This window comes from Streptomyces sp. CBMA152 (assembly GCF_014596475.1).
Lineage (GTDB): Bacteria > Actinomycetota > Actinomycetes > Streptomycetales > Streptomycetaceae > Streptomyces.
Window position 1 is genome coordinate 366,635 of record NZ_MECJ01000011.1, and the last position, 24,584, is coordinate 391,218.

23 protein-coding genes are annotated in these 24,584 nt (G+C 70.6%); 10 read left to right on the forward strand and 13 right to left on the reverse strand.

All coding sequences use genetic code 11. The features are described from left to right. Positions 1-63: 63 nt before the first annotated feature. The 4 genes from BG418_RS11490 to BG418_RS11505 all read left to right on the forward strand — a co-directional run bounded on the left by BG418_RS11490 (position 64) and on the right by BG418_RS11505 (position 3,211). Positions 64-696, forward strand: a complete 633-nt coding sequence (locus tag BG418_RS11490; protein WP_188273653.1) for a TetR family transcriptional regulator — start codon at positions 64-66, stop codon at positions 694-696. 179 nt (positions 697-875) lie between these two features. After that, complete coding sequence (locus BG418_RS11495) at positions 876-1,934, forward strand: radical SAM protein (protein ID WP_317453614.1); 1,059 nt, start codon at positions 876-878, stop codon at positions 1,932-1,934. A 265-nt stretch (positions 1,935-2,199) separates the two neighbouring features. Then, complete coding sequence (locus BG418_RS11500) at positions 2,200-2,862, forward strand: hypothetical protein (protein WP_188273654.1); 663 nt, start codon at positions 2,200-2,202, stop codon at positions 2,860-2,862. A 106-nt stretch (positions 2,863-2,968) separates the two neighbouring features. Next, on the forward strand, positions 2,969-3,211 hold the full coding sequence (locus BG418_RS11505) for a hypothetical protein (RefSeq protein ID WP_223184646.1): 243 nt from the start codon (positions 2,969-2,971) through the stop codon (positions 3,209-3,211). A 140-nt stretch (positions 3,212-3,351) separates the two neighbouring features. Here the strand turns inward: BG418_RS11505 and BG418_RS11510 are convergent, their stop codons facing one another. Then, positions 3,352-3,792, reverse strand: coding sequence for an STAS domain-containing protein (locus BG418_RS11510; RefSeq protein WP_223184647.1), 441 nt, complete (start codon positions 3,790-3,792; stop codon positions 3,352-3,354). 159 nt (positions 3,793-3,951) lie between these two features. After that, positions 3,952-4,605, reverse strand: a complete 654-nt coding sequence (locus tag BG418_RS11515; RefSeq protein WP_188273656.1) for a TetR family transcriptional regulator — start codon at positions 4,603-4,605, stop codon at positions 3,952-3,954. A 106-nt stretch (positions 4,606-4,711) separates the two neighbouring features. On the opposite strand from BG418_RS11515, the gene BG418_RS11520 reads away from it, so the two are divergent. Next, positions 4,712-5,842, forward strand: coding sequence for an NAD(P)/FAD-dependent oxidoreductase (locus BG418_RS11520; protein ID WP_188273657.1), 1,131 nt, complete (start codon positions 4,712-4,714; stop codon positions 5,840-5,842). A 63-nt stretch (positions 5,843-5,905) separates the two neighbouring features. Here the strand turns inward: BG418_RS11520 and BG418_RS11525 are convergent, their stop codons facing one another. The 4 genes from BG418_RS11525 to BG418_RS11540 form a co-directional block, all read right to left on the reverse strand. After that, positions 5,906-6,403: a hypothetical protein gene (locus BG418_RS11525; RefSeq protein ID WP_188273658.1), complete on the reverse strand. Its 498-nt coding sequence runs from the start codon at positions 6,401-6,403 to the stop codon at positions 5,906-5,908. Between the two features lie 140 nt (positions 6,404-6,543). Beyond that, a complete protein-coding gene (locus BG418_RS11530; RefSeq protein ID WP_188273659.1) occupies positions 6,544-8,688 on the reverse strand; it encodes a xanthine dehydrogenase family protein molybdopterin-binding subunit in 2,145 nt (714 codons plus the stop codon). After that, positions 8,685-9,677 carry a xanthine dehydrogenase family protein subunit M gene (locus BG418_RS11535; protein ID WP_188273660.1) on the reverse strand — a complete coding sequence of 331 codons (993 nt, stop codon included), beginning with the start codon at positions 9,675-9,677 and terminating at the stop codon, positions 8,685-8,687. The genes BG418_RS11530 and BG418_RS11535 overlap by 4 nt, the downstream gene beginning before the upstream one ends. Beyond that, on the reverse strand, positions 9,674-10,246 hold the full coding sequence (locus BG418_RS11540; protein ID WP_188273661.1) for a 2Fe-2S iron-sulfur cluster-binding protein: 573 nt from the start codon (positions 10,244-10,246) through the stop codon (positions 9,674-9,676). Before BG418_RS11540 ends, BG418_RS11535 begins: the two co-directional genes overlap by 4 nt. 342 nt (positions 10,247-10,588) lie before the next feature. Between BG418_RS11540 and BG418_RS11545 the strand changes: the two genes are divergently transcribed. Together BG418_RS11545 and BG418_RS11550 are read left to right on the forward strand one after the other, a co-directional pair. After that, on the forward strand, positions 10,589-11,518 hold the full coding sequence (locus tag BG418_RS11545) for an NADP-dependent oxidoreductase (protein ID WP_188273747.1): 930 nt from the start codon (positions 10,589-10,591) through the stop codon (positions 11,516-11,518). Between the two features lie 65 nt (positions 11,519-11,583). Next, a complete protein-coding gene (locus BG418_RS11550) occupies positions 11,584-12,519 on the forward strand; it encodes an AraC family transcriptional regulator (protein WP_188273662.1) in 936 nt (311 codons plus the stop codon). Positions 12,520-12,558: 39 nt separating this feature from the next. Here BG418_RS11550 and BG418_RS11555 read toward each other — a convergent pair whose 3' ends face one another. The 6 genes from BG418_RS11555 to BG418_RS11580 form a co-directional block, all read right to left on the reverse strand. Next, entirely contained in the window at positions 12,559-13,668 is a 1,110-nt protein-coding gene (locus tag BG418_RS11555; RefSeq protein WP_188273663.1) for an esterase family protein, read from the reverse strand. Between the two features lie 148 nt (positions 13,669-13,816). Then, positions 13,817-14,551, reverse strand: a complete 735-nt coding sequence (locus tag BG418_RS11560) for a L,D-transpeptidase family protein (RefSeq protein WP_188273664.1) — start codon at positions 14,549-14,551, stop codon at positions 13,817-13,819. A 209-nt stretch (positions 14,552-14,760) separates the two neighbouring features. Next, on the reverse strand, positions 14,761-16,539 hold the full coding sequence (locus BG418_RS11565; RefSeq protein ID WP_188273665.1) for a choice-of-anchor A family protein: 1,779 nt from the start codon (positions 16,537-16,539) through the stop codon (positions 14,761-14,763). 164 nt (positions 16,540-16,703) lie between these two features. Next, positions 16,704-17,288, reverse strand: a complete 585-nt coding sequence (locus tag BG418_RS11570) for a hydrolase (protein ID WP_188273666.1) — start codon at positions 17,286-17,288, stop codon at positions 16,704-16,706. Between the two features lie 42 nt (positions 17,289-17,330). After that, a complete protein-coding gene (locus BG418_RS11575) occupies positions 17,331-18,755 on the reverse strand; it encodes an MFS transporter (RefSeq protein ID WP_398998409.1) in 1,425 nt (474 codons plus the stop codon). Beyond that, positions 18,752-19,216, reverse strand: a complete 465-nt coding sequence (locus BG418_RS11580) for a MarR family winged helix-turn-helix transcriptional regulator (protein WP_188273667.1) — start codon at positions 19,214-19,216, stop codon at positions 18,752-18,754. The genes BG418_RS11575 and BG418_RS11580 overlap by 4 nt, the downstream gene beginning before the upstream one ends. Positions 19,217-19,383: 167 nt before the next feature. Here BG418_RS11580 and BG418_RS11585 point away from each other — a divergent pair, with 167 nt between their 5' ends. The 3 genes from BG418_RS11585 to BG418_RS11595 are packed head-to-tail and all read left to right on the forward strand — an operon-like array spanning position 19,384 to position 23,607. Further along, positions 19,384-19,920, forward strand: a complete 537-nt coding sequence (locus tag BG418_RS11585; RefSeq protein WP_188273668.1) for a histidine kinase — start codon at positions 19,384-19,386, stop codon at positions 19,918-19,920. Between the two features lie 56 nt (positions 19,921-19,976). Next, a complete protein-coding gene (locus BG418_RS11590) occupies positions 19,977-22,658 on the forward strand; it encodes an ATP/GTP-binding protein (protein WP_188273669.1) in 2,682 nt (893 codons plus the stop codon). A 4-nt stretch (positions 22,659-22,662) separates the two neighbouring features. Then, a complete protein-coding gene (locus BG418_RS11595) occupies positions 22,663-23,607 on the forward strand; it encodes a phosphotransferase enzyme family protein (RefSeq protein WP_188273670.1) in 945 nt (314 codons plus the stop codon). Here the strand turns inward: BG418_RS11595 and BG418_RS11600 are convergent. Beyond that, complete coding sequence (locus BG418_RS11600) at positions 23,604-24,551, reverse strand: phosphotransferase (protein ID WP_188273671.1); 948 nt, start codon at positions 24,549-24,551, stop codon at positions 23,604-23,606. The two genes, BG418_RS11595 and BG418_RS11600, sit on opposite strands and share 4 nt — an antisense overlap. Between the last annotated feature and the right edge of the window lie 33 nt (positions 24,552-24,584).

A 24,584-nucleotide genomic window follows, 5' to 3' on the forward strand; every position in this document is an offset into this window, starting at 1 on the left:
TGGCACGTTTTGCCACTATGGCGATTCATGCATCATGGCTGCTGGGGGACGTAAGCTTGCCGGGTGAGCACCCAGCAGCCCCTCTCCCTCACCGAGCGCCGCAAGGCGGCGACCCAGCTCGACATCGCCCGCGCCGCCGCCGAGCTCTTCGCCGAACACGGCCCCGACGGCACCACCGCCGAGGCGATCGCCCAGCGGGCGGGGGTCGCGCTGCGCACCTTCTACCGGTACTTCCGCTCCAAGCAGGACGCCGTCGCCCCGCTGCTCTCCAGCGGCGCCGAACGCTGGCGGTCCCTGCTCGCCACCGCCGACCCGGCGGCCCCGCTCGCCGAAACCCTGGAGCGAGCCGTCACCGAGGCGCTGGCCGTCCGGGACGAGGAGGGCGCCGAGCAACTGGACCGCACCCGTGGGCTGTTGCGGGCTGGCGCCTCCGACTCGGCGCTGCGGGCGGTGTGGTACCGGGTGAACCAGGACTCCGAGGAGCGCCTGGTTCCGGTCCTCGCCCGACTGGCCGGCCCGGACGCGGACCCCCTGGAGGTACGGCTCGCGGCGGCAGCGGCGACCGACGCGATCCGGGTGGCCCTGGAAACCTGGTCCGGGACGGACGCCCCGACCACGGGCCCCGGCTCCCCGGGCGCGCTGGCGGTGCGGTGTCTGCGTGAACTCACGGGCGGGATGCGGCTGTTGGGGCACTGAGGGGCGGGGTGGCCTGATCCGCCCGCGGCGCAGCGGCAGTGCGTGAACGGCCCGCGCCATCCCCAAAGTTAGGGATACCGGGGTCTCCTGAGCGCCCCTAGCCTGGTGTGGCCAGTTCTTGCACGGTCCTTGTACGGGGGATACGTACCGCCGCACCGGGCGGATGAGGGGAACATGCCGTGGCACACGCGATAGAGGTCGCCGACAGTCCGCAGTCCGTCATCTGGGACATCACCTACGCCTGTCCGCTGCGCTGCACGCACTGCTACTCGGAGTCCGGCAGGCGGCCCTCGCGGCAGGTGGGCCACGACGACATGCTCCGGATCGCCGACGCGATCATCTCCCTGCGACCGGAGCTGATCACCCTCGCCGGTGGTGAACCGCTGCTGGTCAAGGGCATCTTCGAGGTCGCGGACCGGCTGACGCAGGCGGGCATCTCGGTGATCGTGTACACCGGCGGATGGACGTTCCAGCCGTGGATGGTGGACGAGCTGGCGCGCGTATGCCACCGGGTCGTGGTGAGCCTCGACGGGCCGACCGCCGAGATACACGACCGCATTCGCGGCCGGGTCGGCTCCTACGCGCGGGCCATGAACGCGCTGACGCTGCTCGACGCGGGCGCGCGCAGGCAGCGCGAACAGGGCCGCCGTCCCATCGAGTTCGGCATCGACTGCGTCGTGGTGCGCAGCAACGCGACGCGGCTGGACGAGTTCTGCACGGACATCGCGCCGCGCTTTCCTGAGTTACGGTCGATGGACTTCGGCGCCGCGATCCCGTCCGGGCTCGGCAGCCGGGCCGGATTCGTCGAGCACGAACTGCTCTCCGACGAGCAGGTCGCCTGGCTCGCGGGCGACGAGCACCGCAGGCATCTCCAGTCCCTCGCGCCCTCCACCGTGCGCATCGACACCACCAGCAACGTCGAGCTGCAGATGAACCCCACCCAGGTGCGACGTGGGCTCGACTTCCAGGCGATCCAGATCGAACCGGACGGCCAGGTGCGGGCCATGCTCATCTACGAGGGCACGGTCGGCAGCCTCCTGGAGGAACCGGCGGACGTGCTGTGGCGGCGCGCGGTGGCACGCTGGACCGACCCGTTCATCACCGAGGCGCTGTCCCACGCGGGCACGATGCGGGGCTGGGCCGAGGCGGTCCGGCGCATCGACTACCACTTCGGCTCGGACGCGGTCCGCGCCCGGATCGACCGCCGCCCGGTGTTCCAGGCGCCGACCGCAGGCTGACGCGGTGCGCAGCACACCGTCAGCACGCACGCCCATCGACTCGTCGCCGCCACAGCCGTCGGCGACGCTCCCCACCAGGACAGTGAGGAGGTGAATCCCCATGGCATACCCGCCGCCGCGGCCCCGTTGCGACTCCCCCGAGTAGTACCGGCGCGCCTGCACGGACCGACGAACGCTGCACAAGAGGCAGGCCACTGCCCGACCCACTGCCCCACCGAACCGGGGACGTGGGCGGTGTCAGTGGCCTGCCGTAGGGTCTCGTTCCATGACGACGCTGATGACATACGCAGGCCCGGGCGAAGCCGATGCCCTGGTCACACGCACAGGCGGAGTCCCGCTCGCGCCGGCCGGGACGGCGTGGCCGAGCTGCGCGGAATGCGACGGGCCGATGCAGTTCCTGACGCAGATCCTGCTGGACGGCCAGGGCCGCCCGATCACCCAGGACGGCACGTCGGCCGACCGTGTCATGGCGATATTCATGTGCCAGAACGATCCCGGCATGTGCGAGGAGTGGAGTCCTACGGCAGGCGGCAACCAGGCCCTGCTGTTCACCTCCGATGGGTTGCAACCCCTGCCCGCACCCGAGCTTGAGCCGGGTGAGGACGAGGACGTGCTGCACCTCGGGGCCGTCAACGCCGTGGCCCTGGCTCCCTTCCCCTCCGCCGACTACGGCAGCGCGCGCGAGGAATGGGCCGGCCTCGGCGACAACGACCTGAGCAACGTGCTGGGGCAGCTCGGAGGCGAGCCCGACTGGCTTCAGCACCCGGAGACACCCACATGCCCGGCTTGCACGCATCCCATGGACTTCGTCGCGCAGTTCGAGGAAGGCCCCGACCACACGACGGCCATGAACTTCGGCGGTTGCGGCTCGGCGTACGCCTTCAGCTGCGCGCCCTGCGTCCGGGCCGCCTTCCTGTGGCAGTGCTGACCTGCGCATATATCCCGTGACCCATTCGGGACACCGTGCTACCTTCCAACAATTTGTTCCCACCGGGCCAAGGCCCGACGAACTCATCGGCTCCTGGGCTGACCTCGTGGCGGGGTTCACCGGTGAACACGTCGGTGAACCCCTCCTGATCATCACGCTCGTCGGGCCGCCTCTCCTCCATGTCGACTTCAAGGTCGCCCGGCGCGTGGGTGAGCTGCCCCGTGGCGTACGCCACCTGGAATTCATCGCGCCCAACGAGGCACGCGCGCTTCGGGCGACCGTGTGTGGTTACGACCGACACGAGGCGGGCCGGGCGCTCCTCGCCTGCGTCGAGCTGTACCGGCGGTGACTCGACGACTCGGGCACGGCCGTCGAACACCGCCGTCACGCGGAAGAGGTCTCCTTGCGGTATCTCAACGAGGTTGTTGAACAGGTGAGTTGATGGTGTCGATCGCGGTGCGACGCAGGTGTTCATGGCCGGTAATGAACCTATGCGGCGGCAGTCTCCGTCAGGCTCGGCGGAAGGTCGTCGATCGCGGTGAAGACGGAGTCGAGGCGGACGATGCGCAGCACCTGCCACACCCGGGGAACCGCCCGCACCAGCCGCAACCTGCCGCCGTGGCGCGCCACTTCGTCCCGCACGGTCAGCAGCAGCCGAATGCCGCTGGCGTCCAGAAAGGTCACCGGGCGCAGGTCCAGCACCACGTCAAGGGCGTCCCGGGGTGTGAGCTCTCGTAGGCTCGCGGCGCACTCGTGGTATGCCAGGATGTCCAACTCTCCGCGTAATTCTATGATCAGGGTCCCGCCGACCGTGCGAGTCCGCACGGAGAAGGCGAGTTCGTCTGTGCTCACTAGAGCCTGCCCGTTCTCCCCAAGACACTGTCGTGCCGCGACGCGCACGGCACCCGAATTTATTACTCTCCGTGACATCGGCGAGCCACGGAGAGGAACCGTTTTCGCAAAGCTCCTGCTAGTCGTGATGCCCAGCCTGCCGACACCTCGCACCTCCGTGACGGTGCGTAATTCAGCCGGATTTCAAGTACGCGATTCGGGCCGGGGACGCCTGACTTCCGTATGGCGTAAGGCCGTTCAGGCCTGCCCCTCGGGGCTCAGCGCCCCCTCCAGCGTGGCCCGGATCGCCGGGGTGAGCGTCTCGGTGATCTGATCGCGCGTCAGCACCACGACCGCCGGAAGCCGCAGCAGATAACGGGCCAGCGCGACCCCGAGCAGCTGGGCCGCCACGATGCCGCCGACCCGGGCCGCCGCGTCGGGGCCGAGAGCGGCCGCGAGGGCGGGCCCGACCTGGGTGGCCAGGATCTGGTGCAGACGCTCGGCGGCCCGCTCGTTGGTCACGGCCGAGCGCAGCAGCACGAGGAGCGCGTCGTCGGTCGGGTCGCCCTCCCACCGGTCGAGGAAGTGCCTGACCATCACCTCTGCGAGCGCGTCGGGCTCGACCTCCGACAGCGCGGGCAGCCGCAGGTCGATCGTCAGGGCGGTGTCGAAGAGCTGCTCCTTGCTGCCGAAGTACCGCATCACCATCGACGGGTCGATCCCGGCGTCGGCCGCGACCGCCCGGATGGTGGTGCGCTCGTACCCCTGGGCCGCGAAGCGGTCGCGCGCGGCGCGGAGGATGGCGGCGCGGGTGACTTCGGACGACCGCCGTGCGGACGGTGCACTGTTCGTTGCGGAAATGCCCGTCGCGGCACTACTCGCCGTGCCACTGCTCGTCGCGCTGTTCGTCATGCCAACAACTGTAGGCCAACAAGTGTTGACACGCCATAAGTTGGGGTACATCGTTGTCAACAGGCGTTGGCCAACACTCGTTGGCACATCAGAAGGGGGCTCCACCATGACCGGTACCGCACTCCCCGAGACCACACACGTCGCGATCGTCGGCGCCGGGCCGACCGGTCTGGCACTCGCCGTCACCCTGGCGCAGTCGGGCATCGAGTTCGTCCTGCTCGACCGTCTCGCCGAGGGTGCCAACACCTCCCGCGCCGGTGTGGTGCACGCCCGCACCCTGGAGGTCCTGGAAGAGCTCGGCGCCGCCGACGCACTGATCGCCCGGGGGCTGCGACTGAACCGCTTCACCGTGCGCGACGGCGCCCGCCACCTGCTCACCATCCCCTTCGGCGACCTCCCGACGCGGTACCCGTACACCCTGCTGACCCCGCAGTACGAGACCGAGGCGGTCCTGCTGGCCCGGCTGCGCGAGCTCGGCGGCGATGTTCACCGACCGTACGAGATCAGCGCCGTCGAGCAGGACGACGACGGGGTCACCCTCACCATGAGCACCGGCGAGCGGCTTCGGGCCGCGTACACGGTCGGCGCGGACGGGATGCACAGCGTGGTCCGCGAAGCGGCGGGCATCGGCTTCACCGGCGGCTCGTACGGTCAGTCCTTCGTGCTCGCGGACGTCACCATGAAGTGGGCGCCGGGCCCCGAGGAAGTGGGCCTGGCCTTCGGCACCGACGGACTCTTCGTCGTCGCGCCACTGCCCGGCGAGCGCTACCGCGTGGTCGCCACCGTCGACGAGGCGCCGGCCGAGCCCGACCTCGGCTACGTCCAGCGCCTGCTCGACGAGCGCGCCCCGGGCCAGGCGCATGTGACCGACCTGGTGTGGTCCTCGCGCTTCCGCGTCCACCACCGCGTCGCCGACCACTACCGGGCCGGCCGTCTCTTCCTCGCAGGCGACGCCGCCCACGTCCACAGCCCGGCCGGCGGCCAGGGCATGAACACCGGTATCCAGGACGCCCACTTCCTCGGCCGCGCCTTCGCCACCAGGACGCTGGACGAGTACGAGGCACGCCGCCGCCCGGTCGCCGAGCAGGTGGTCGCCTTCACCGACCGGATGACCCGGATCTCCACCGCCACCGGCCCGGTGCGCGCCCTGCGCAACACCGTTCTGCCCCTGCTCGGCCGCGTCCCCGCCTTCCGCCGGAACCTGGCCACCAACCTCGCCGAGCTCAACTACCGGTGAGCGCCGTGACGAAGGCCGCGCCCGGGACGACTGCGCTTCCGCCCCGGGCACGGCCTTCGCGTACTACGGGCGGGCGGCGGCCTCGGCGGCGCGCAGCGCGTCGACCGTCTTCCGCAGCTCCGCCAGCGTGTCCGCCGGTACGTGCCGGGTCGTCGTCGCATGGTCGGTGAGCGCGCCGCCCGGCAACGCGGGGAGCGGGGGCAACGGCGGCAGCTTGATCCCGAGGAGACTGCCGAGCAGGCCCTGGAGGGTGTTCAGCAACCCCGTCACGACCGACAACAGCCCACCGCCTCCGTCGTCGGCGACCGCCGCCGACTCGGTGCTCGGCGACGCCGGAGCCGTGCTCGGGGACACCGATGGGCTCGGTGCCTTCTCCGGGACAACGGGATCCTTCGCCATCGGCATCGCCGGGACCGCTGCCACGGGCTGCGCCGTGGGCGAGGCCGGTGCCGTGACCGGGCGCGGGGTGTCGGGACCGGGAAGCGCGACGGCGGCGGCCGAGGCGACCGAGGTCAGGCTGAGCGCTGCGGTCAGGGCGGCAGCGGTCCAGGTGGCACGCATCAGAGGTGGTTCTCCTGTTCGATAGGTCGATTGATCGACAAGGGAGATCGAGGAGACGGGACACAACACCGCACCCCTTGGTCCACACCGTGCGGCACGACCACCACCTCAGCCACCGCTCCTACGCCGAATGCGTAGCGTCACCTCCCTTTGCCGACGGGGGCCCCGGCCACGGCGCCCGCCGCCAGCACCCGGTCGGGCCGGATCGGCAGGTGGCGGTGGCGTACGCCCGTGGCGTGCCAGACCGCGTTGGCGATCGCCGCCGCCGCTCCCACGATGCCGATCTCGCCGATGCCCTTGATCCCGACGGGGTCGTCCGGGTCGGGATCGTCCACCCAGTCCGCCTCGATCAGCGGGACATCGGCGTTGGCCGCGATGTGGTAGCCCGCGAGGTCGGGGGCGACATGGCCGCCCGACGCCGGGTCCCGGACCGCCTCCTCGTGCAGGGCCATGGAGATGCCCCAGGTCATACCGCCGATGAACTGGCTGCGTGCGGTGAGGGGGTTGACGATCCGGCCCGCCGCGAAGATGCCGAGCATGCGCCGTACGCGTACCTCGCCGGTGGTGACGTCCACGGCGACCTCGGCGAACTGGGCGCCGAACGAATGGCGTTCCTTCTTCGCCAGCGCACCGACCAGCTCGGCGGTGTCCGACCGTGCGGTGATCCCCTCGGGCGGGATCGCGCCCCCGGGGACCAGTTGTTCGCGCAGCTCCCGGGCCGCCGCCATGACCGCCCAGGCCCACGACCGGGTGCCCGCCGATCCACCGGCGACCCACGCCGGGCCGAAGTCGCTGTCCCCGATGTGCACTTGGATCCGGTCCGACGCGACCTCAAGGGCGTCCGCGGCGACCAGCGCCAGCGCGGTCCGCGCCCCGGTGCCCACATCGGCCGCGCTGATCCGGACGGTGAACGTGCCGTCCGCCTCCGCCGTCACGGCCGCCGTGGACGGCAGGACACCGGACGGATACGTGGACGCGGCCGTACCGGTGCCGAGCAGCCAGCGTCCGTCGCGCCGCACGCCGGGGCGCGGATCGCGGTCCGCCCAGCCGAACCTGCGGGCGCCTTCGCGGAAGCAGCCGAGCACATCGCGGGTGCTGAACGGCAGTCCGCTGACGGGCCCCACGACCGGCTCGTTGCGGGCGCGCAGCTCGATCGGGTCCAGGCCGCACTGCTCGGCGAGCTCGTCGAGCGCGGACTCGACCGCGAACGAGCCGGGCGCCTCGCCGGGCGCGCGCATCCAGGTCGGCGTCGGCACATCGAGCGCCACCACGCGGTGCACGGTGCGATGCGCCTCGGCGTCGTACATCACCCGCCCCACATTGGCGCTGTACTCCACGAACTCCGACACGGTGGAGGTCAGGTTCTGGGTCTCGTGCTCGAAGGCGCGCAGCCGTCCGTCCGCGTCGGCGCCGAGCCTGACGTGGTGTGCGGTGGGGCTGCGGTAGCCGATGAGCGAGAAGGTCTGACGACGCGTCAGAACGACCCGGACCGGCCGGTGCAGCACGGTCGCGGCCAGCACCGCGCACACCTGGTGCGGGCGCACCCCCTTGGCCCCGAAGGCCCCGCCGATGTGTTCCGAGCGTACGCGCACGGAGGCCGCGTCGAGGGAGAACAACCTGGCGAGGTCGTCCGCCACCCACCTGCTGCCCTGGTTGGAGTCGAAGACTTCGAGCCGACCGCCGTCCCAGCGGGCCGTCGCCGCGTGCGGCTCCATCGCGCTGTGGTGCTCTTCCGGAGTGGTGTACCGCGCGTCCACCCGTACCGCGGAGTCGGCGAGCGAACCCTCGACGTCACCCTTCTCGGCCGCGGCCTGCGGGTTGTCCGGCGTGTACGTACCGGGGCGTCCGGCGTGGAACTCCACGTCGTGCGGCTCCTCCTCGTACCGTACGACCAGCGCCTCGGCGGCCTCTCGCGCCTGCTCGGACGTCTCGGCGACGACCAGCGCCACCGGCCAGCCGAAGTACGGGACGCGGTCGTGCTGGAAGACCTCGACGACCGGGTCGGGAGGGCCGAGGAGACCGGCGAAGTCCACAGCGATTCGGGGTGCGTTGGCGTGGTACAGGACGGTGAGGACGCCGGGCATCGCGAGGACCGGGTCGGCCTCCACCACGCTGATGCGGCCCCGGGCGACCGTGGACAACACCAGCCACCCATGGGCGAGTTCGGCGAACGGCACCTCGGCCGCGTAGCGGGCAGCGCCCGTGACCTTGTCCACGCCCTCCAGACGTGTGTGGGCGGTGCCCACGGCCCCGGTGACCGCGGTGGGTCCAGTCACGGTGGTCATCGGCCGGCCTCCTCATTGAGCTCGGTCAGCACGGCCACCACGAGATTGCGCATCAGAGTCACCTTGTATCCGTTGTCGGACAGCGGCTCGGCGGCCGCCAGCTCGGCGTCGGCCGCGGCCGCGAACGCCTCGGCGCTCGCGGGTCCGCCGACCAGCGCCCGCTCGGCCGTCCTGGCCCGCCACGGCCGTGAGGCGACCGCCCCGAAGGCGAGACGTACGTCATGGACCAGGCCGTCCCGTACGTCGAGCGCGGCGGCGACCGAGCCGATCGCGAACGCGTACGACGCCCGCTCGCGCACCTTGCGATAGCGGGAGTGGGCGGCGAGCGGGGCGGGCGGCAGGGTGACCCCGGTGATGAGCGCGCCGAGCGGGAGCGCGCTCTCCAGGTGCGGGGTGTCACCGACGGGCAGGTAGAAGGCCTCCAGCGGCACCTCACCGGGCCCGTCGACCGACTCGTACGACACGACCGCGTCGAACGCGGCCAGCGCCACCGCCATGTCGGAGGGGTGCACCGCCACACAGTGCTCGGAGGCGCCGAGGATCGCGTGGTTGCGGTGCTCCCCCGCGACGGCCGCGCAACCGCTGCCGGGGACACGCTTGTTGCACGGTCGTACGAGGTCGGTGAAGTAGGCGCAGCGAGTTCGTTGGAGCAGGTTCCCGCCGACCGTGGCCATGTTGCGCAGCTGCCCCGACGCTCCCGCCAGCACCGCCTGCGCCAGCGCGGGGTAGTGGCGGCGCACCCGGGGGTCGGCGGCGAGATCGCTGTTGGTGACGGTCGCGCCGATACGCAGCCCGCCGTCGTCCGTCTCCTCGATCCGGTCGAGCGGCAGGTCCCGTACGTCGACGAGGAGCCCGGGGCGTTCCACTCCCGCCTTCATCAGGTCGACGAGGTTGGTCCCGCCGCCGAGGAAGCGCGCATCGGGCTCGCTGTCGAGCAGCGCGACCGCACCGGGTACGTCGACGGCACGCCGATAGCCGAACTCCCTCATGCCGAAACCTCCTCATCGATGGCGCCGGCCACGCCAGGTGGGTTCGCGGCCGCCGCCCGTGCGACGGCCTGGACGATCGATACGTACGCCCCACAGCGGCACAGGTTGCCGCTCATCCGCTCCCTGATCTCATCAGCGGTCAGCGGCGCCACACCCGCCTCCGGACTCACGTCGGCGGTCACGGCGCTCGGCCAGCCCGCCGCATGCTCCTCGATCACCGCGAGGGCCGAACAGATCTGGCCGGGCGTGCAGTAACCGCACTGGAAACCGTCGAGGTCGAGGAACGCCTGCTGCACCGGATGCAGCCGGTCGCCCTCCGCGACCCCTTCGATCGTGGTGATCTCACGCCCCTCGGCGGCGACCGCCAACTGCAGACAGGAAACGGCCCGGCGCCCGTCGATCAGTACGGTGCAGGCCCCGCACTGGCCTTGGTCGCACCCCTTCTTCGTCCCGGTGAGATCGAGCCGCTCGCGTAGGGCGTCGAGCAGTGTGGTGCGGTGATCGACGGACAGCGTGTGCTTCTCGCCGTTGATGTGCAGGGTGACAGGGCTGGACGTCGACAAAGCCATGATCAGCCTTCTTTCCCCTCGGATATCCGTGGTACAGCTCCGCGCTCGCCGAACAGTACCTCTCCAACATCCTTTCCCAGTGGACCATTTGGTGCCTCCTGCGCCGGCTCGACGGCCGAAGAGGAACGCACCACCACCTCGCGGTGCCACGCGGCGCCCCGCACCGACTCCTCCGGCACGCATCGATCGACCCGCACCATCGGCGAGACGATCGGACATCTTCCGGAGACAGAGAGATATTCATCGGCTCGTTCGATCTTCCTAGGCTGAGCGACATGAAGAACCGGCCCTCACCGAGGGGCCGGACCAAACACTCAAGAAAGAAGTCTTCTCATGTCTTCGATGCGCGCAGTCATCCAGAAGTCCTTCGGCGGCCCCGAGGTCCTGGAGACCGTCGAGATGGAGCGCCCCACGCCGCTCAGCGGTGAGGTCCTGATCCGCGTCCACGCCAGCGGTATCAACCCGGCAGACGTGGCCGTGCGTTCGGGTGCGTTCCCGCTGCTCGGCGAGCCGCCGTTCGGTGTCGGCTGGGACATCTCCGGTGTCGTCGAGGAGACCGGCCCGGGCGCCCGCTTCAAGCCGGGCGACGAGGTGTACGGCATGCCGTTCTTCCCGCGCGCCGCCACCGGCTACGCCGAGTACGTCGCCGTCCCCTCGCGGCAGGTCGCCCGTAAGCCCACCACGATCGACCACACCCATGCCGCCGCCGTGCCGCTCGCCGCGCTCACCGCGTGGCAGGGTCTGGTCGACGCGGCCCGGGTCACCGAAGGACAGCGGGTGTTGATCCACCGCGCGGCCGGTGGCGTCGGCCACTTCGCCGTCCAGATCGCCAAGGCGCGCGGCGCCCACGTCATCGCCCTGGCGAGCGAGCCCAAGCACGACTTCCTGCGCGGACTGGGCGCCGACGAGGTCATCGACTACCGGACCACGGACCTCACCGAGGCGGTACACGACCTCGACGTCGTCTTCGACTCGTCCTCGCAGGGCGCCAGTTCCCTGGAGATACTGCGGCCCGGCGGCACCCTCGTCACCATCATGGAGCACGGGAACCAGGAGCTCGCCGCCCAGGTCGAGGCCGCCGGACGGCGCTTCGCGGGCATCTCCGTCGAGCCCGACTACGCCTCTCTTGAGGCCATCGCCGCGCTCATCGACGCGGGCAGCATCCGCCCGCATGTGAGCGAGACGTTCCCGCTCACCGACGCCGCCAAGGCCCATGAAGTGGTCGAGTTGGGCCGGGTCCAGGGCAAGGTCGTCCTGACCGTCGCCGAGTGACAACAGGTCCTAGGGTGGGTGCGCAGGCACAACCGCAGGTGGGACATGGAGAGAAGGGGCAGGCGTTGGACATCCTGACCGAGGCACTGAGCTCGATGCGGACGGGGCAGCCCGCTTCCGTACGCACCGAGGGCCGCGCGCCCTGGGGCCTGCGCCTCCCCCCGGTCGCGGGCGCCGGCTTCCATGTGGTGCTGTACGGAACGTGCTGGCTGGTCCCGCTGGACAACGCCCCCGGCGCCGAGCCCATCGCGCTGAGCCCCGGCGATGTGCTCTTCCTGCGGGACGGTCGCGGTCACATCCTCGCCGATCAGCCCACCACCCCGGCCGAGATGGAGGGGCACGGCCAGTACCGGGCGGGCACTCCGATCGGCACGGTCACCCTCGGCGGCGACGGGCCACGCACCAGTCTGCTGTGCGGCAACTACCAACTGGACCAGGGCCGTCCGCATCCACTCGTACGACAGCTGCCCGAGATCATCCACCTGCCCACCCGGCACGGCCGGCACCCCGAACTCAGTGCGGCGGTCCAGCTGCTCGGCTCGGAGCTGGAGAACCCGCGCATCGGGTCGACGGGCATCGTCCCCGCGCTCATCGACTCGCTGCTTCTCTACATCCTGCGCGCCTGGTTCGAGGACCAGCCGCCCGCGGCCGCCGCGGGCTGGGCGGCCGCGCTCGGCGACTCCGCAGTCGCACCGGCGCTCGCCGCCATCCACGAGACCCCGTCGACCCAGTGGACCGTGGAGGCGCTGGCCGACCGGGCGGGTCTGTCCCGCGCGGCCTTCGCCCGCCGCTTCACGACGCTGGTGGGCGAGCCGCCCATGGCCTATCTGACGCGGTGGCGCATGACGACCGCCGCCAGGCTGCTGCGCGAGTCCGAGTCCCCGCTGACCACGGTCGCCGCGCAGACCGGCTACAGCTCCGAGTACGCCTTCGCCAAGGCGTTCAAGCGGGAGTACGGCGAGGCCCCCGGCGGCTACCGCCGGGCGGCCCGCGCCGCTTGAGCCTGGCCGGGCAGCCACTCAACTGCCCGGCGGCCGCGCTCAGTTCGCGCTGAGCCGACTGCTGAGCCAGTCGAGGGCCGGCGGGATCTCCCGGCGCCAGGTGTTGAAGTTGTGGCCTCCGGTGTCCAGGGTGATCGAGGAGACCCGGGCGGGGGCCTTCACCTTCGCGATGAACTTCTGCGTCGCCCGGTAGTTGCTCTCGCCCTTCTTGGACGTGGTGACCAGGAAGGAGGAGTTGCCCTGCGGCAGGTGGTCCAGGGCCCACAGCAGGTCCGCCCGGTGTTCCTCACGCTTGTTGCCGTGGAAGAGGTCACCGGAGTCCATGTCGATCTCGGGCTTGTAGTCGGCCGACAGACCCACCCCGGCCGCGTACTTCTCCGGGTGGTGCAGCGCCACCGCCAGAGCGCAGTAGCCGCCGGTGGAGTCGCCGATGAAGCCCCAGTTGCGCGGCTTGGTGCCGACCCGGTAGTTGGACGAGATCGCGCGCGGCAGATCGGCGGCGAAGAACGTCTCGGTCTGCGGGCCGTGCGGGATGTCGACGCACTGGGTGTTGCGCGGCGGCACCACGGTCGGCCGCATCATCACCAGGATCATCGGCAGCATCTTGTGGTCCTTGGCCTGCATCCAGGCCGTCTTCGGATAACGCAGCCCCTTGAGCAGGTTCTCGGCGGTGCCCGGGAACCCGGTGAGCACCACCGACACCGGGAACTTCTTGCCCTCGTACGCCTTCTGGAAGTACTCCGGCGGCAGATACACATAGGCCGGGCTGGCGATATGAGACTTCTCGCCCTGCACCATGACCTTCTGGATCTCTCCGCCGATATGGGGCGTTCCGCCGCCGGGGACGTCGACCTTCTGCTTGGCGATCAGCTTCACGTCCGGGCCGGCGGCCGCGTTGTCCATGACCCCGACCCCGTCCTGGTGACCGAGGAGATCCGCCCACGAGCCGTAGAACAGGAAGGTGTTGTTGGCGATGAGGCCCACCGAGGCGAACACCAGGAGCTGGACCGAGAGGATCAGCCCCACCCTCCCCAGAATGGCTCGCCAGGTGTTCCGTGCCAGGTTCGGCCACAGCCAGACAGTGACCGCGAACAGCACCATCGCGCCGAACACGGCCAGAGCCAGGACCTTGCCGCTCGTGAGACCCATGAAATCAGTGACGCTCTCTGCCAGTTGTTCACCCGGGCACGCGGGCACGCGCGCCCGGGGGCAGCACCACGCAGGGGTGTGCACCGGTATAGATAAGCATCAGCGGGGATCCGTTCCACCTCCGGGGGCCGTCTCCGGCCCCTCGGCGTCAGCGGTGAGCGGCGGATGCGCCGCGCACGGTCCCCGTGGCCGGTTTCTGCCCCCAGATGAAGACGGCGTCGCCGATCTCGATGGTGTTCCACAGCCGCTGGGCGTCGGCCAGCCGGAGATTGATGCAGCCCGCCGAGCCGCCGCCGTTGAAGAGGTCGCCGTACACCCCGTGGAAGGCCTGGCCGCCCGAGAAGTACTGGGCGTACGGCATGGGCGCGTTGTCGTAGAGCTCGGAGTGGTCGTCGATGCGACGCTCGGTGATCTCGTGCCATCCGTCGCGGGTCGTCTGACCCCAGCGGCCGCTGCGGACCGCGACCGCCGGATAGATCACCCGGCCGTCCCGCTGCACCCACAGGAGCTGCCGCTCCAGATCGACACAGACGACCCGGTCCTCCCGCCGGGGACACTTTCCGGCCTTGTTGGGAGCGCGGTGCTCTTCGATCACCAAGGTCGTACGGTACGTGGCGAGGCTCGCGTAGCCGTCGGCCGGGACGATGCCGTTGTGCGCCTGGAAGGTCCGGATCGCCGCGCAGTCGGCGGGCGACTGGCGGCCGTCGACGGGGAGCTTCAGATACCGCTCCAGCTGCCATTGATACGGGCCGGTGTCCGCGGTGCACGCGGGCTCGGGCGGCGGTGCCGCCGACGCGGACTCGGCGGTCAGGCCGGTCGCCAGCGCGGCGAACAGGCCGAGGGATATCGCCTGGCGAAGGCGGCTGCGTATGAGCGGGATCATCACGTGCTCCGGGTCGCTGGATGCGGCGACAGCGTCCAGGCACCGGCGCCTTGGCGCCATTCGAGCACGGCACGGCACGGGCCGCCGGGTGCCCGGGGCCATCCGGGTGGCGGTGCACTACGACGGATCAGGCGGGCGGCCCCGGCCCGTACACGATGTTCGCGTACGGACCGGGGCCGCCGTGGGTCAGTGCGAGCCGCCGTGCCCCATCAGTGGCGCGGGCCTCCCTTGCCCTTGCCCTTCCCCTTGTCCGGCTCGCCGCGCTTGTTGGTGAGCCGCAGCTCGATGCCCTTCGGCGCGTTCTCGGCGGTGAGGACGTACGGACCCGAGACGGGGTTGCCGGGCAGCACATACCCCTCGGGGACCGCGACCTCCCGGACGTAGTACGTGCCCAGGTCAAGGCGGTCGAAGTCGCATCTGCCCGTGCCGTTGGTCGCGCACGCGGGGCCGGTCTTGGTGTCGGGACCGGGGCCGGACGTCTGCAGGCCCGGCCGCCCGTTGGTCTCCCGCCACAGCTCGAACACCACCCCGCTCAGTGGCCGGTGGGTCGTCTCGTCCGTCTTGTGCACGTAGATGCCGCCGTGGACCGGCGGGATCGGGGCGTCCTCGACGGTGACGGCGACGCCTCGCTCGGCGTTCTCGGCGGTCAGCTCGTGCGGGCCGGACACATTGGGCCGGGGCAGCTCATAGCCGTTCGGCGCCTTCGTCTCCTGCCAGTAGTACGAGCCCAGCGACAGATCGGCCACCCGGCACTCGCCGTCCGCACCCGTTGTGCACGCACCGCCGACCGCCGTGTCCGGTGTGGCGCCGCCGGTCTGCAACCCGGCCTGGCCATTGGACTCCCGCCACAGCTGGAACACCGCGCCCGGCAGCGGACGGCCCGTGTCGGACGCCTTCTTGGTCACGCTGATCCGGCCGTGGACGACAGGCGGCTCGTCGTCCGGCAGATCCCCGTCGAAGGGGTAGCTGTGCAGTTCATAGCCGCCGGAGCCCTCCTGGACCAGGTTGCCGGCGAGGTAGACGCGGCCGTTCATGCCCGGTGTGGAGATCGTCGTGGTGCCGGCCGGGTTGCCCGCCATCATCGAGCCCTGGAACTGGGCGCCACCGGTGAGCCGCACGGTGGTCGCGGTGGGGAAGTTCCACATCAACTTCGGCCGCAGTTGGGTCAGTTGATCGCCCGGGAGACCGGTGCCGGTGTAGGTGTTGATGGTGGGGGTGTTCGAGAGCATGTTCACGATCACGGTCGCGCCGGCCGGGATGCCCGTGAAGGCCAGACCCACCTGCGTCGTCGGCCCACCGAGGTCACCGGGGACGTTGAAGACCTGCCGTTTGCTGGTGCCGTCGCCCTTGAACGTGACCGCGCCGCTCGACGCGGTGACCGTACCGGTGGCGCTCTGGCGGGCCATGGAGTGTGAGAACCGCTCGATGACCGGCAGCAGGTCGGCGTACTTGGCGCCCGCGCCGCTGTCCTGGATGGCCTTGCCGGTCGGGGCGATACTGATCGTCCCGGTGGCCGTCGTGCCGTACCGCAGATTCCCCCAGGCGGTCGTCTTGGAGTCGGAACCACCGAGGTAGAGCGTGTTGCCGCCCGCGACCGAGACGCCCTTGCCGACCGTGACGAAGTCCGTGCCGTCCGGCGGGACCACCCGCGAGCCCACGCCGACGACACTCATGTTGAACGCGCCGCCGCCGTTCTTGGCGATGCTCAGACCGCCGAGCGTGACGACCTGCCCCTCCACCTCGGCGGCCCGGCCCTGCACCGTGTAGTCGCCGCCGACGAACACGTTGATCGAGGCGTCCCGCCCGACGAAGTCACCGTTGTGCGGCGGCGGGTAGGTGCCCGGACACTGCGGGCCCGAACAGGCACCCAGCGGTGGGGGCAGCGAGACTGCGGCGCTGGGCCAGGCCGCCGCCAACGGCGTACCGGCCAGGGCTGTCACCACCGCAAGCCGTACCAGCAGGCTTCTTGCGCGGGCGCGGTTCGGCACGGACGCTCCGATCTACGGGGACGCGAACAGCGGACCCCGCCAGCAGAAACGGTCGAGCGCCCAGGAGCCGCCAACCGGCCCGGCGACGCGCAGAAGATCGCTCGCATGGGCCAGCTTGCCCGAATTCCGAACACGCGCACGCAAAGGGGGGGCGCTCCCCGGATTCAGGGACGCGTCTTGGCCAGCAGCTCGACGATCTCGGCCGTGGTACCGCTCTCACCGAGGCGCGGGAAGATCCGCTCCACGCTGTTGCGATGCGCCTCCGCGTCCAGGTCGGCCATGGCGTCGATGGCCAGGGTGACGTGGTAGCCGTGCTCATGGGCGGCGCGTGCGGTGGACTCCACGCCGATGCTCGTGGCGATTCCGGCCAGCACGATCTGGGTGACGCCCCGGCGGCGCAGCTGAAGATCGAGGTCGGTGCCGTGGAACGCGCCCCAGTTGCGCTTGGTCACCCTGATGTCCTCGGGGTGCCCGGACAGCTCGTCGACAACGATGTCCCAGCCCTCGGGGAGCCCCGCTCCCCCACGGCTCGCCTCGGTGCGGCCCGGTGTGGCGTCCGCTCCGTCGGCGGCGACGGTGACTCGTACGAGAACGACCGGGAGGTCGTGGGAGCGGAAGGCGGCGGCCAGTTCGGCAGCGCGGGCCACCACTTCGGGGCCGGTGTGGGGAGTGGTCGGGGCGACGACGATGCCCTTCTGGAGGTCGATCACGACGAGCGCGGTGCGGGCGTCGAGAGTGGTCAGGGTCATGGGTGTGCCCTTTCTGATGTGCCGGGTGTCATGTCGCATGGTTTACGGGTTCGGTGCGCCGACGCGGCGCAAGGACGGGTCCAGAAGGGTGGCCGCGGCGAGCAGGACGGACACGGCGGCCATGAACAGACCCAGGTCGTGCAGCCCCCGGGTGTCGGCGCCGTGCTTGAAGAAGGCGGCGTTGGCGGACGAGGCGATCAACGCGCCGAGATACATGAACGTACGCAGCAGCCCGGCGGCGGAGCCGATGCGGGCGGGGTCGGCCTGGTGGTACAGCGCGTTCTGGTTGGCGAGCCCGATGAGGCCCTGCGGAACCCCCATGACCACGCCGACCAGGATCAGCAGCCACACCGCGCTGCCGGAACCCAGAAGCAGCAACAGGGCGGAGCCGATCACCTGGAAGACGCTGCCGACGACGAGTTTGCCGCGCAGCCACGGACGGCGTCCAGTGATTCCGGAGACGAGCACCGCGCTCAACGAAAGCGGCAGTTGGATCAGCCCGGCCATTGAGGCGGACAGCCCGCGCCCCTCCTCCAGCCACTGGGTGAACCCGTACAGGAAGGCGTACAACGTGATGAAGCTCAGCACCTGCCGCAGATACGTGGTCATCAGCGGGCCGTTGCTCCCGAACACCCGCAGATCGATAAACGGCTCCGCTGTGCGCAACTCCCGTACGGCAAAACCTCCTGCCGCCAAAGCGGCGAGCACCAGCAGGTACCAGTGGGTGAGTTGAGGACCCATCAGGAACAGCATCGCGGTGACGAGCGCGACCGCGAACAGCCCCATGCCCGCCAGATCCACCCGCGCCTTCGGTAGGCGTGTGTCCTGTTCCTTCCCGCCAGTGGGCGCCTTGGGCAGGCGCCGCGCGCCGAGTACGAGACAGGCGGCCGAGAGCGGGATGTTGACCGCGAAGATCCACTGCCAGCCGCCCAGACCGATCAGCAGTCCGCCGAGTGCGGGGCCGACGACGGCGGTGACCTGGTTGGCCACCGACAGTGCGGTGAGGATGCCGACCGGGCTCTCCTGGCCAGTGCGTTCGGCCTCGCTGCGAGTCAGCGACATCGACGCCGGATACGCGGCCGAGGTGCCGAAGCCGAGCAGCACTCGACTCGCGATCAGCACGCCAAGGGTGGGCGCGAGGATGCCGAGGAGCCCGGCGGCGCCGACCAGGGCCGTGCCCACGAGGTAGAGGCGGCGGGGGCCGTATCCGTCGACCAGCCGTCCGATGACCGGCTGGCCTATGGCGGTGGCGAGATAGAGCGCGGAAACCAGCCAGGCCGTCCGCGCCGGAGGCGCCCCGAACGCGGCGCCGATCGGCACCAACGCGACCGCGATCATCGAGGAGTTGATCGGGTTCAGGACCGAACCCAGGATCATCGGGGCGATCAGGCGACGATCGAAGCCGTCCTGCGAACGGGTCGAAGGTCGGCGCAGTGAGCGGGCTATCCGTGCGACTAACGCGCTCACGGCTGCGTGAGACGTTCCAGCAGGGCCATCGCCTCGACGATGGTGCGCCGCTCGTTCTCCGAGTAGCGGTCCTGGAGCGCCCGGGCCAGCCACTCCTCGCGGGCCTGCCGGTTGCCTTCGGCGCGCTCACGGCCCGCTCTGGTCAGGCTGACCAGCTGGCGGCGGCCGTCCTGGGGGTCGGGATGGCGCTGGATCAGCCCGTGCCGGTCCAACCCCGCGAGGGTGGCGGCCATCGACTGGGGGCGCACCCCCTCGGTGGCCGCCAGAGCGCTGGCCGAGGTGGTGCCGGCTTTGCCCAGGAGGGTGAGCGCGGACACCTGGGACGGGGTGAGGTCCTGTGTCTCGGCGATCTCCCGGAGCCGTCGCCGCAGGCGACTGAACGCCACCCGCAGGTCACGCGCCGCGCTGACGGCCGACCCGGAGATGTCCCCGGTGATCTCTTCTCTGTCGTCCGTGGTCATATCGTCCACCGTAAATCCTTCAGGCTGGACTGTCCAGTCTGGACTGCACAGTTTCACCTGAACATTTTTACGCCACCGCATGTGCGCGGGGGCGCCGACGGATGTGCGCGGGCACACGCCCGGTGTGATGCTGGGCGTTGACACCTCGACCGCCGCCGGGAGACTCCATGAGCGACCGCCACCACGTCGTCCTGCTGCCGTTCGCCGACCCGGCGCGGTGCCGGTCCGCGTTCGCGCAGGCCAAGGAACTGCCCGGGCTGCGCCAGGCCGCGATCCTGGAGCGTTCGGCGGACGGCGTACTGGACGTGCCCGACAACCACGTGCGCGGCGCGGGCGTGCCCACCGTCGGCTCGGGCGTGGTCGGCGGCCTCATCGGTCTGCTTGGCGGCCCGCTCGGGATGCTGCTCGGCTTCACGGCGGGAGCCGCGCTCGGCAACGCGGCCGAGGGCCGACGCGAATTGGACGACATGGCCGGTCTCATCGTGCTGAGCGCCCGCGTCCCGGACGGCGCCGCGCTGCTCGTCCTCGACCTGGACGAAGCCTCGCCCGCACCGGTCGACCAGCTGGCCGCCGACCACGACGTCGCCGCCGAGCGGCTGTCCGCGAGCGCGTTCGCCGAGCAGGTCCGTGCGGCCGAACGGCAGGCCGAGCGTCCGGCCGGGGACTCCCCGGCCGCCACCGATGCCCGGAACCCGCTTGACTAAGCGTCATCACCCTGCTGCGCTAGGTGAGTTGGGCGACCTAGGGGTGGGGAGTCGCGGTGTCATCACGGGCGGATCTGCGCGCGCTGTTCCGGTCCAACGACCGGGAGTTACGGGCGGTCGACTTCTTCGCCGACCGGCGTGACGAATGGGTCACCGTGGCCTCCAGCCTCGTACGCCACATACGATGGGTGAACGATCCCGCCTTCGACGTCCAGGACCTGGAGACCCCCCGGCGCAATGTGCTGGTCTTCTACGGCGTGGGCGGCATCGGCAAGTCCACGCTCTCCCGTGGTGTGGCGGAGCACCTGGTGGACGGCGCGGCCCACGGGGCGAACTGGCCGCCGCTGGACCCGCAGGTCGGGCCGGTCATTCCGGTCCGGGTCGATCTGGCGCGGGACGCCGGTACGGACTTCGAGGCGCTGATCCTGGCCCTGCGCCTCGCCGTGGCGGAGCTCGGGGTGCCGATGCCCACCTTCGACCTCGCCTTCCAGCGGTACTGGGAGCGCAACCACCCCGGTGAGCCGATCGAGGAGTACTTACGTCGGCGTACGTGGTTCAGCCGTTTCCCCGCGACCCGCTCGATGCCCCGGCAGATGCAGTCGGCCCTGTCCGATGTCGCCCAGGCACTCCAACTGCCAGGCACAGCAGGGGCGTTGGTGGGGCAGGGGCTGCGCGCTGTGGTGCGCGGGCTGCGCGAGCACCGGCGCCAGGTGCGCGCGCTGGCCGACTGCCGCCGCCTCGCCGATCTGCTGGAGGCCGATCCGGACCTGGAGGCGCTGAGCTACTACGCCCATCTGCTGGCCTGGGACCTCAGCCGGGTCTCCGCCCGGAACCGGGCTGTGCTCGTGGTGCTCCTGGACACCTTCGAGGACGTCGGCAGCCGGGTGCACCGGGATCTGGAGCGGCTGATCCAGCGCGTGGTCTGGCTGATGCCGAACGCGCTGTTCATCATCACCGGCCGCAACCGACTCCCGTGGGACGACCCTCAGTTGGAGGGCCAGTTGGACTGGGCTGGCCCGCAGTACTGGCCGCTGCTGGCCGGCGGCTCCGAGGAGGATCCGCGCCAGCACCCGGTGGGCTATCTGTCGGCGGGCGACTGCGAGACGTATCTGTGCCACCGGCTCACGCTCGGCGGCAGCCCGCTGATAGACGACCGCACCCGCCGGCTGATCACCGCCAACTCCCATGGCCTGCCGCTCTATCTCGATCTGGCCGTCATGCGGTTCCTGGACCTCTACCGGCGCGACGGCCGCGCCCCCGAGCCCACCGACTTCAACCTCGACTTCCCCGCCCTGGTCGCGCGCACCTTCCGCGATCTCACCGCCGATGTGCGGCGGGTGCTGCGCGCGGTGAGTCTGCTCGACTCGTTCTCGGTGGAGCTGGCGACCGCCTCCGCCGGGCTCGATCACGACGCGCCCGCCCTCGACCTGGTCGAGCGGCCCTTCGTCGACAGCGACCACGGCGCGCCCTGGCCGTACCGGCTGCACGATCTCGTACGCGACGCGGTACGAGAGGCCGACTGCACCAGCGAGGACCGGTGGAGCGCCGCAGACTGGCAGCGGGCCGCGCGCCGCACCTTCGACGCCCTGGGCTCCCAGACCACCGGCGAGCGGCAGCGACTGGTGGCCGCGCTGCGCCAGGGCCTGCGCCTGGCGCGTGACTACCGGCTCGACCTGGCGTGGCTGGCCGACGCGGCGTTTCGTTATGTGGACGACTTCGTCTGGGAACCCATCGAGTTACCACCCGCCGCCGGGACAGATCCCCAGACTCCCCAGGCACCTCCGGGTATCGACAGCCCGGCCGAAGCGCTCGCCGTGACGCTCTCGGTGATCGCCCGGCGCCAGCGCCGCCACCGGGGCGAGACCGCCGAGCAGCTGCGCACCGTGCTAGCCAGCGGCCAACTCCCCGCCGAACTCCTGGAGTTACCCCGGTACTTCCTCGCCGAATGCGACCGCGACCTGGGCCACTTCGACGCGTCGCTGGAAGGGATGCGGCAGGTCGCCGAGGCCGGTGGACACCTCGCCCCCACGGCCGCCCGGGGTCTGGTGCATCTGGCGCGCCGCATCGGCCGGTTCGGGCACGTCCGCACCGCCGCCGAGGCCCTGGGCCCCGAGGGCCGACGCGACCGGGTCCTGGGTGATCTGTGGTGGACCCAGGGCAGCATGGGGCTCGCCTGCTCCGCGTACGCCGCCGCCCGTGACGAGGCACTGCGCGCGGGCCAGCCAGGTGAGGCGGCGTTGTCCCAGGCCTGTCTGGCCTACGCCGCCGCCTTCCAGGACCGGCCCCGGTCCGCCGAACAGATCGCCCGGGCCGAGGACATGCTCGCCGGGGTCTCCATCCGCTGGGCCGAGGTCCAGAACGACATCGCGGCCCTGATCCGGGACGCGGGCGTGGCCTCGGATCTGCCCGAGCGGGCCGACGACCTCCTCGCCCGGGCACGCGCGGCAGGTCTGACGTCGTCCATCGCATATGTGCGCCTCGCCGTGTGCCTGCACGCGGCCGTTCTGGGACACCCCGATCAGCTCGACGACGCCCGGGCCCGGTTGCGTACGTGCGTACGGGGTGAGGAGTTCGCGTATCTGGCCGAGCTCTCCTATCTGATGGCCGACGAGGAGCCGCCCGCCGATCTGCCGCGCGCCCAGTGGCTCGACGGCCGACCACAGGTGCGGGCGCGCTGGACGGCCGTCGTGCAGGACCGGCGCCGAGAAGCAGCCGCACGTGCCGTGAGGGGGGAATGAGCCGATGGCGACCTACACCACGCTCGACGACATCGATCTGTCCGCCGTCGCCTACCACTACGGCCTCGGCCCGATCCGGCTCGCCCCCCTGCCCGGCGGCGCCGCCAACTCCAGTTTCCGTGTCACGGCGGCGACCGGCACCTACGTCCTGACGATCCTCGACAACCACGACACCGCCAGCGCACGCCGACTCTCCGCGCACACTCAGGCGCTCTTCCGGCTGGGTGTGCCGACCAACGAGGTCGTCCCGACCGTCGACGGCGCACCGATCACCCGGCTGCGCGGCCGTGGGGCGGTCCTGAAGAAGTGGATCGAAGGAATCGTTCGGCAACCCCTGCCCCTGACCCACCTCCCTGCGGCGGGCCGTATGCTCGCCGAACTCCACGCACTCCCACCCACCTCACCCGGCCTCGCCGACCTCCCGGTCGGCACACGTCGGCTGACCCCTCAACACGAGTTACTCATCCGGGAGTTCACGGACAAGGAATTCGCCGCCTGGCTCACCGACCACCTCGATCGCGTCCACACCGCCGAGGCGGCCAACCAGCGTACGCCCAGGATCGTGCACGGCGACTTCTTCGACGACAACATCGTGATACGCACCGACGGCGGCCTCTCCCTGCTCGACTGGGAGACACTCACCCTCGACGACCCCCTCCTCGATCTGGGTGCGGCGGCGGTGGGTGTGGGACGGGAGGCGGGTCTGCTCGCACCGGCTCGGCTGCGCGCGCTGGTCAGCGGTTACGAGCAGGTCGCCCCGTTGTCGGACGCCGACCGGGCCGACCTGCCCATGGAGATCACCCACGCCGCGCTGATCATCGCGTTCCACCGCTACCGCCGCCACCACATCCGCTTCCCCGACCCGCGCAAGAGCGGCTACCACATGGAGATGATCACGTTCGTGGACTCGGTGGCGGAGGGCACCCGGACGCTGCGCGAGCGCGACTAGCCGGACACGACGGAGGGTGTCATGACCTCGGCCCACTCGCGTCGCATCTGGTCGATGAACGGCGGGATCTCCCGGTAGAGGTGGTGGTTGGCCGGGTCGGGGTGCGTGAGGTGGTGTCGTACGTAACGGTGGTAGGCGATCACCACGGAGGCGTAGACCGCCGCGTCGAGCAGCTCGGCGGGGTCGATCTCCGCGTCCGCGGCGGCTTCCGTGTACCCCTCCACGAGTCGCCGGGCACGCTCCGCGTGGAACTCCGCGCCGACACGGCACAGCCCGACGATGGCCATGCCCAGGTCGATGAGCGGGTCGTCGAACGAGGCCGTCTCCCAATCCAGGATGACCAGTTCACCGTCCTCGCCGACCACGATGTTGTCCGCGAAGAGGTCACCGTGCACCAGGACGGGCTTCACGTCCCGCGCGGTGATGCGGTCGACGCTGCGCCGCACTGCCGTCAGCCAGGCCGCGAACTCCCGGTCCGGGAAGGTCTCGCAACGCCGACGGGCATCGGCGGGCAGCCGACGTCCGTACAGCGGCACATCGGGGACGCCGTCGACGGGCAGCACATGAACGGCGGCCAGCGCCGCGCCTGCCGCAGGAAGCAGATCGATCGGCAGTACGTCGTGACACCGGCCCGACACGAAAGGCTTGACGATTACGGGACGGTCCTGGTGACTCGCGACAGACGTACCGTCAGACATGGTCAGTGGGGCGGGAGTTGATACTCCCTCGCCGCTGAGGTGATGCAGCAGACGAACCAGGGAGTACGCGGATTCGGCGGTGTGGTTGTCGAGGACGGTCAGTACGTGTGGGCCTTCGAAGCAGGACACCAGGTAGCTGGAGTTGGCCATTCCGCCGTTGAGCGGTGATACCTGATGAACTGTCAACTCATAGCCCTCACACAGACGCTGGACATCGTCGGACTCAAGCGTGGTGTAGCGGGCCATGGTGAGCGGCACTCCTTGTGGTGGGTGTGGTCA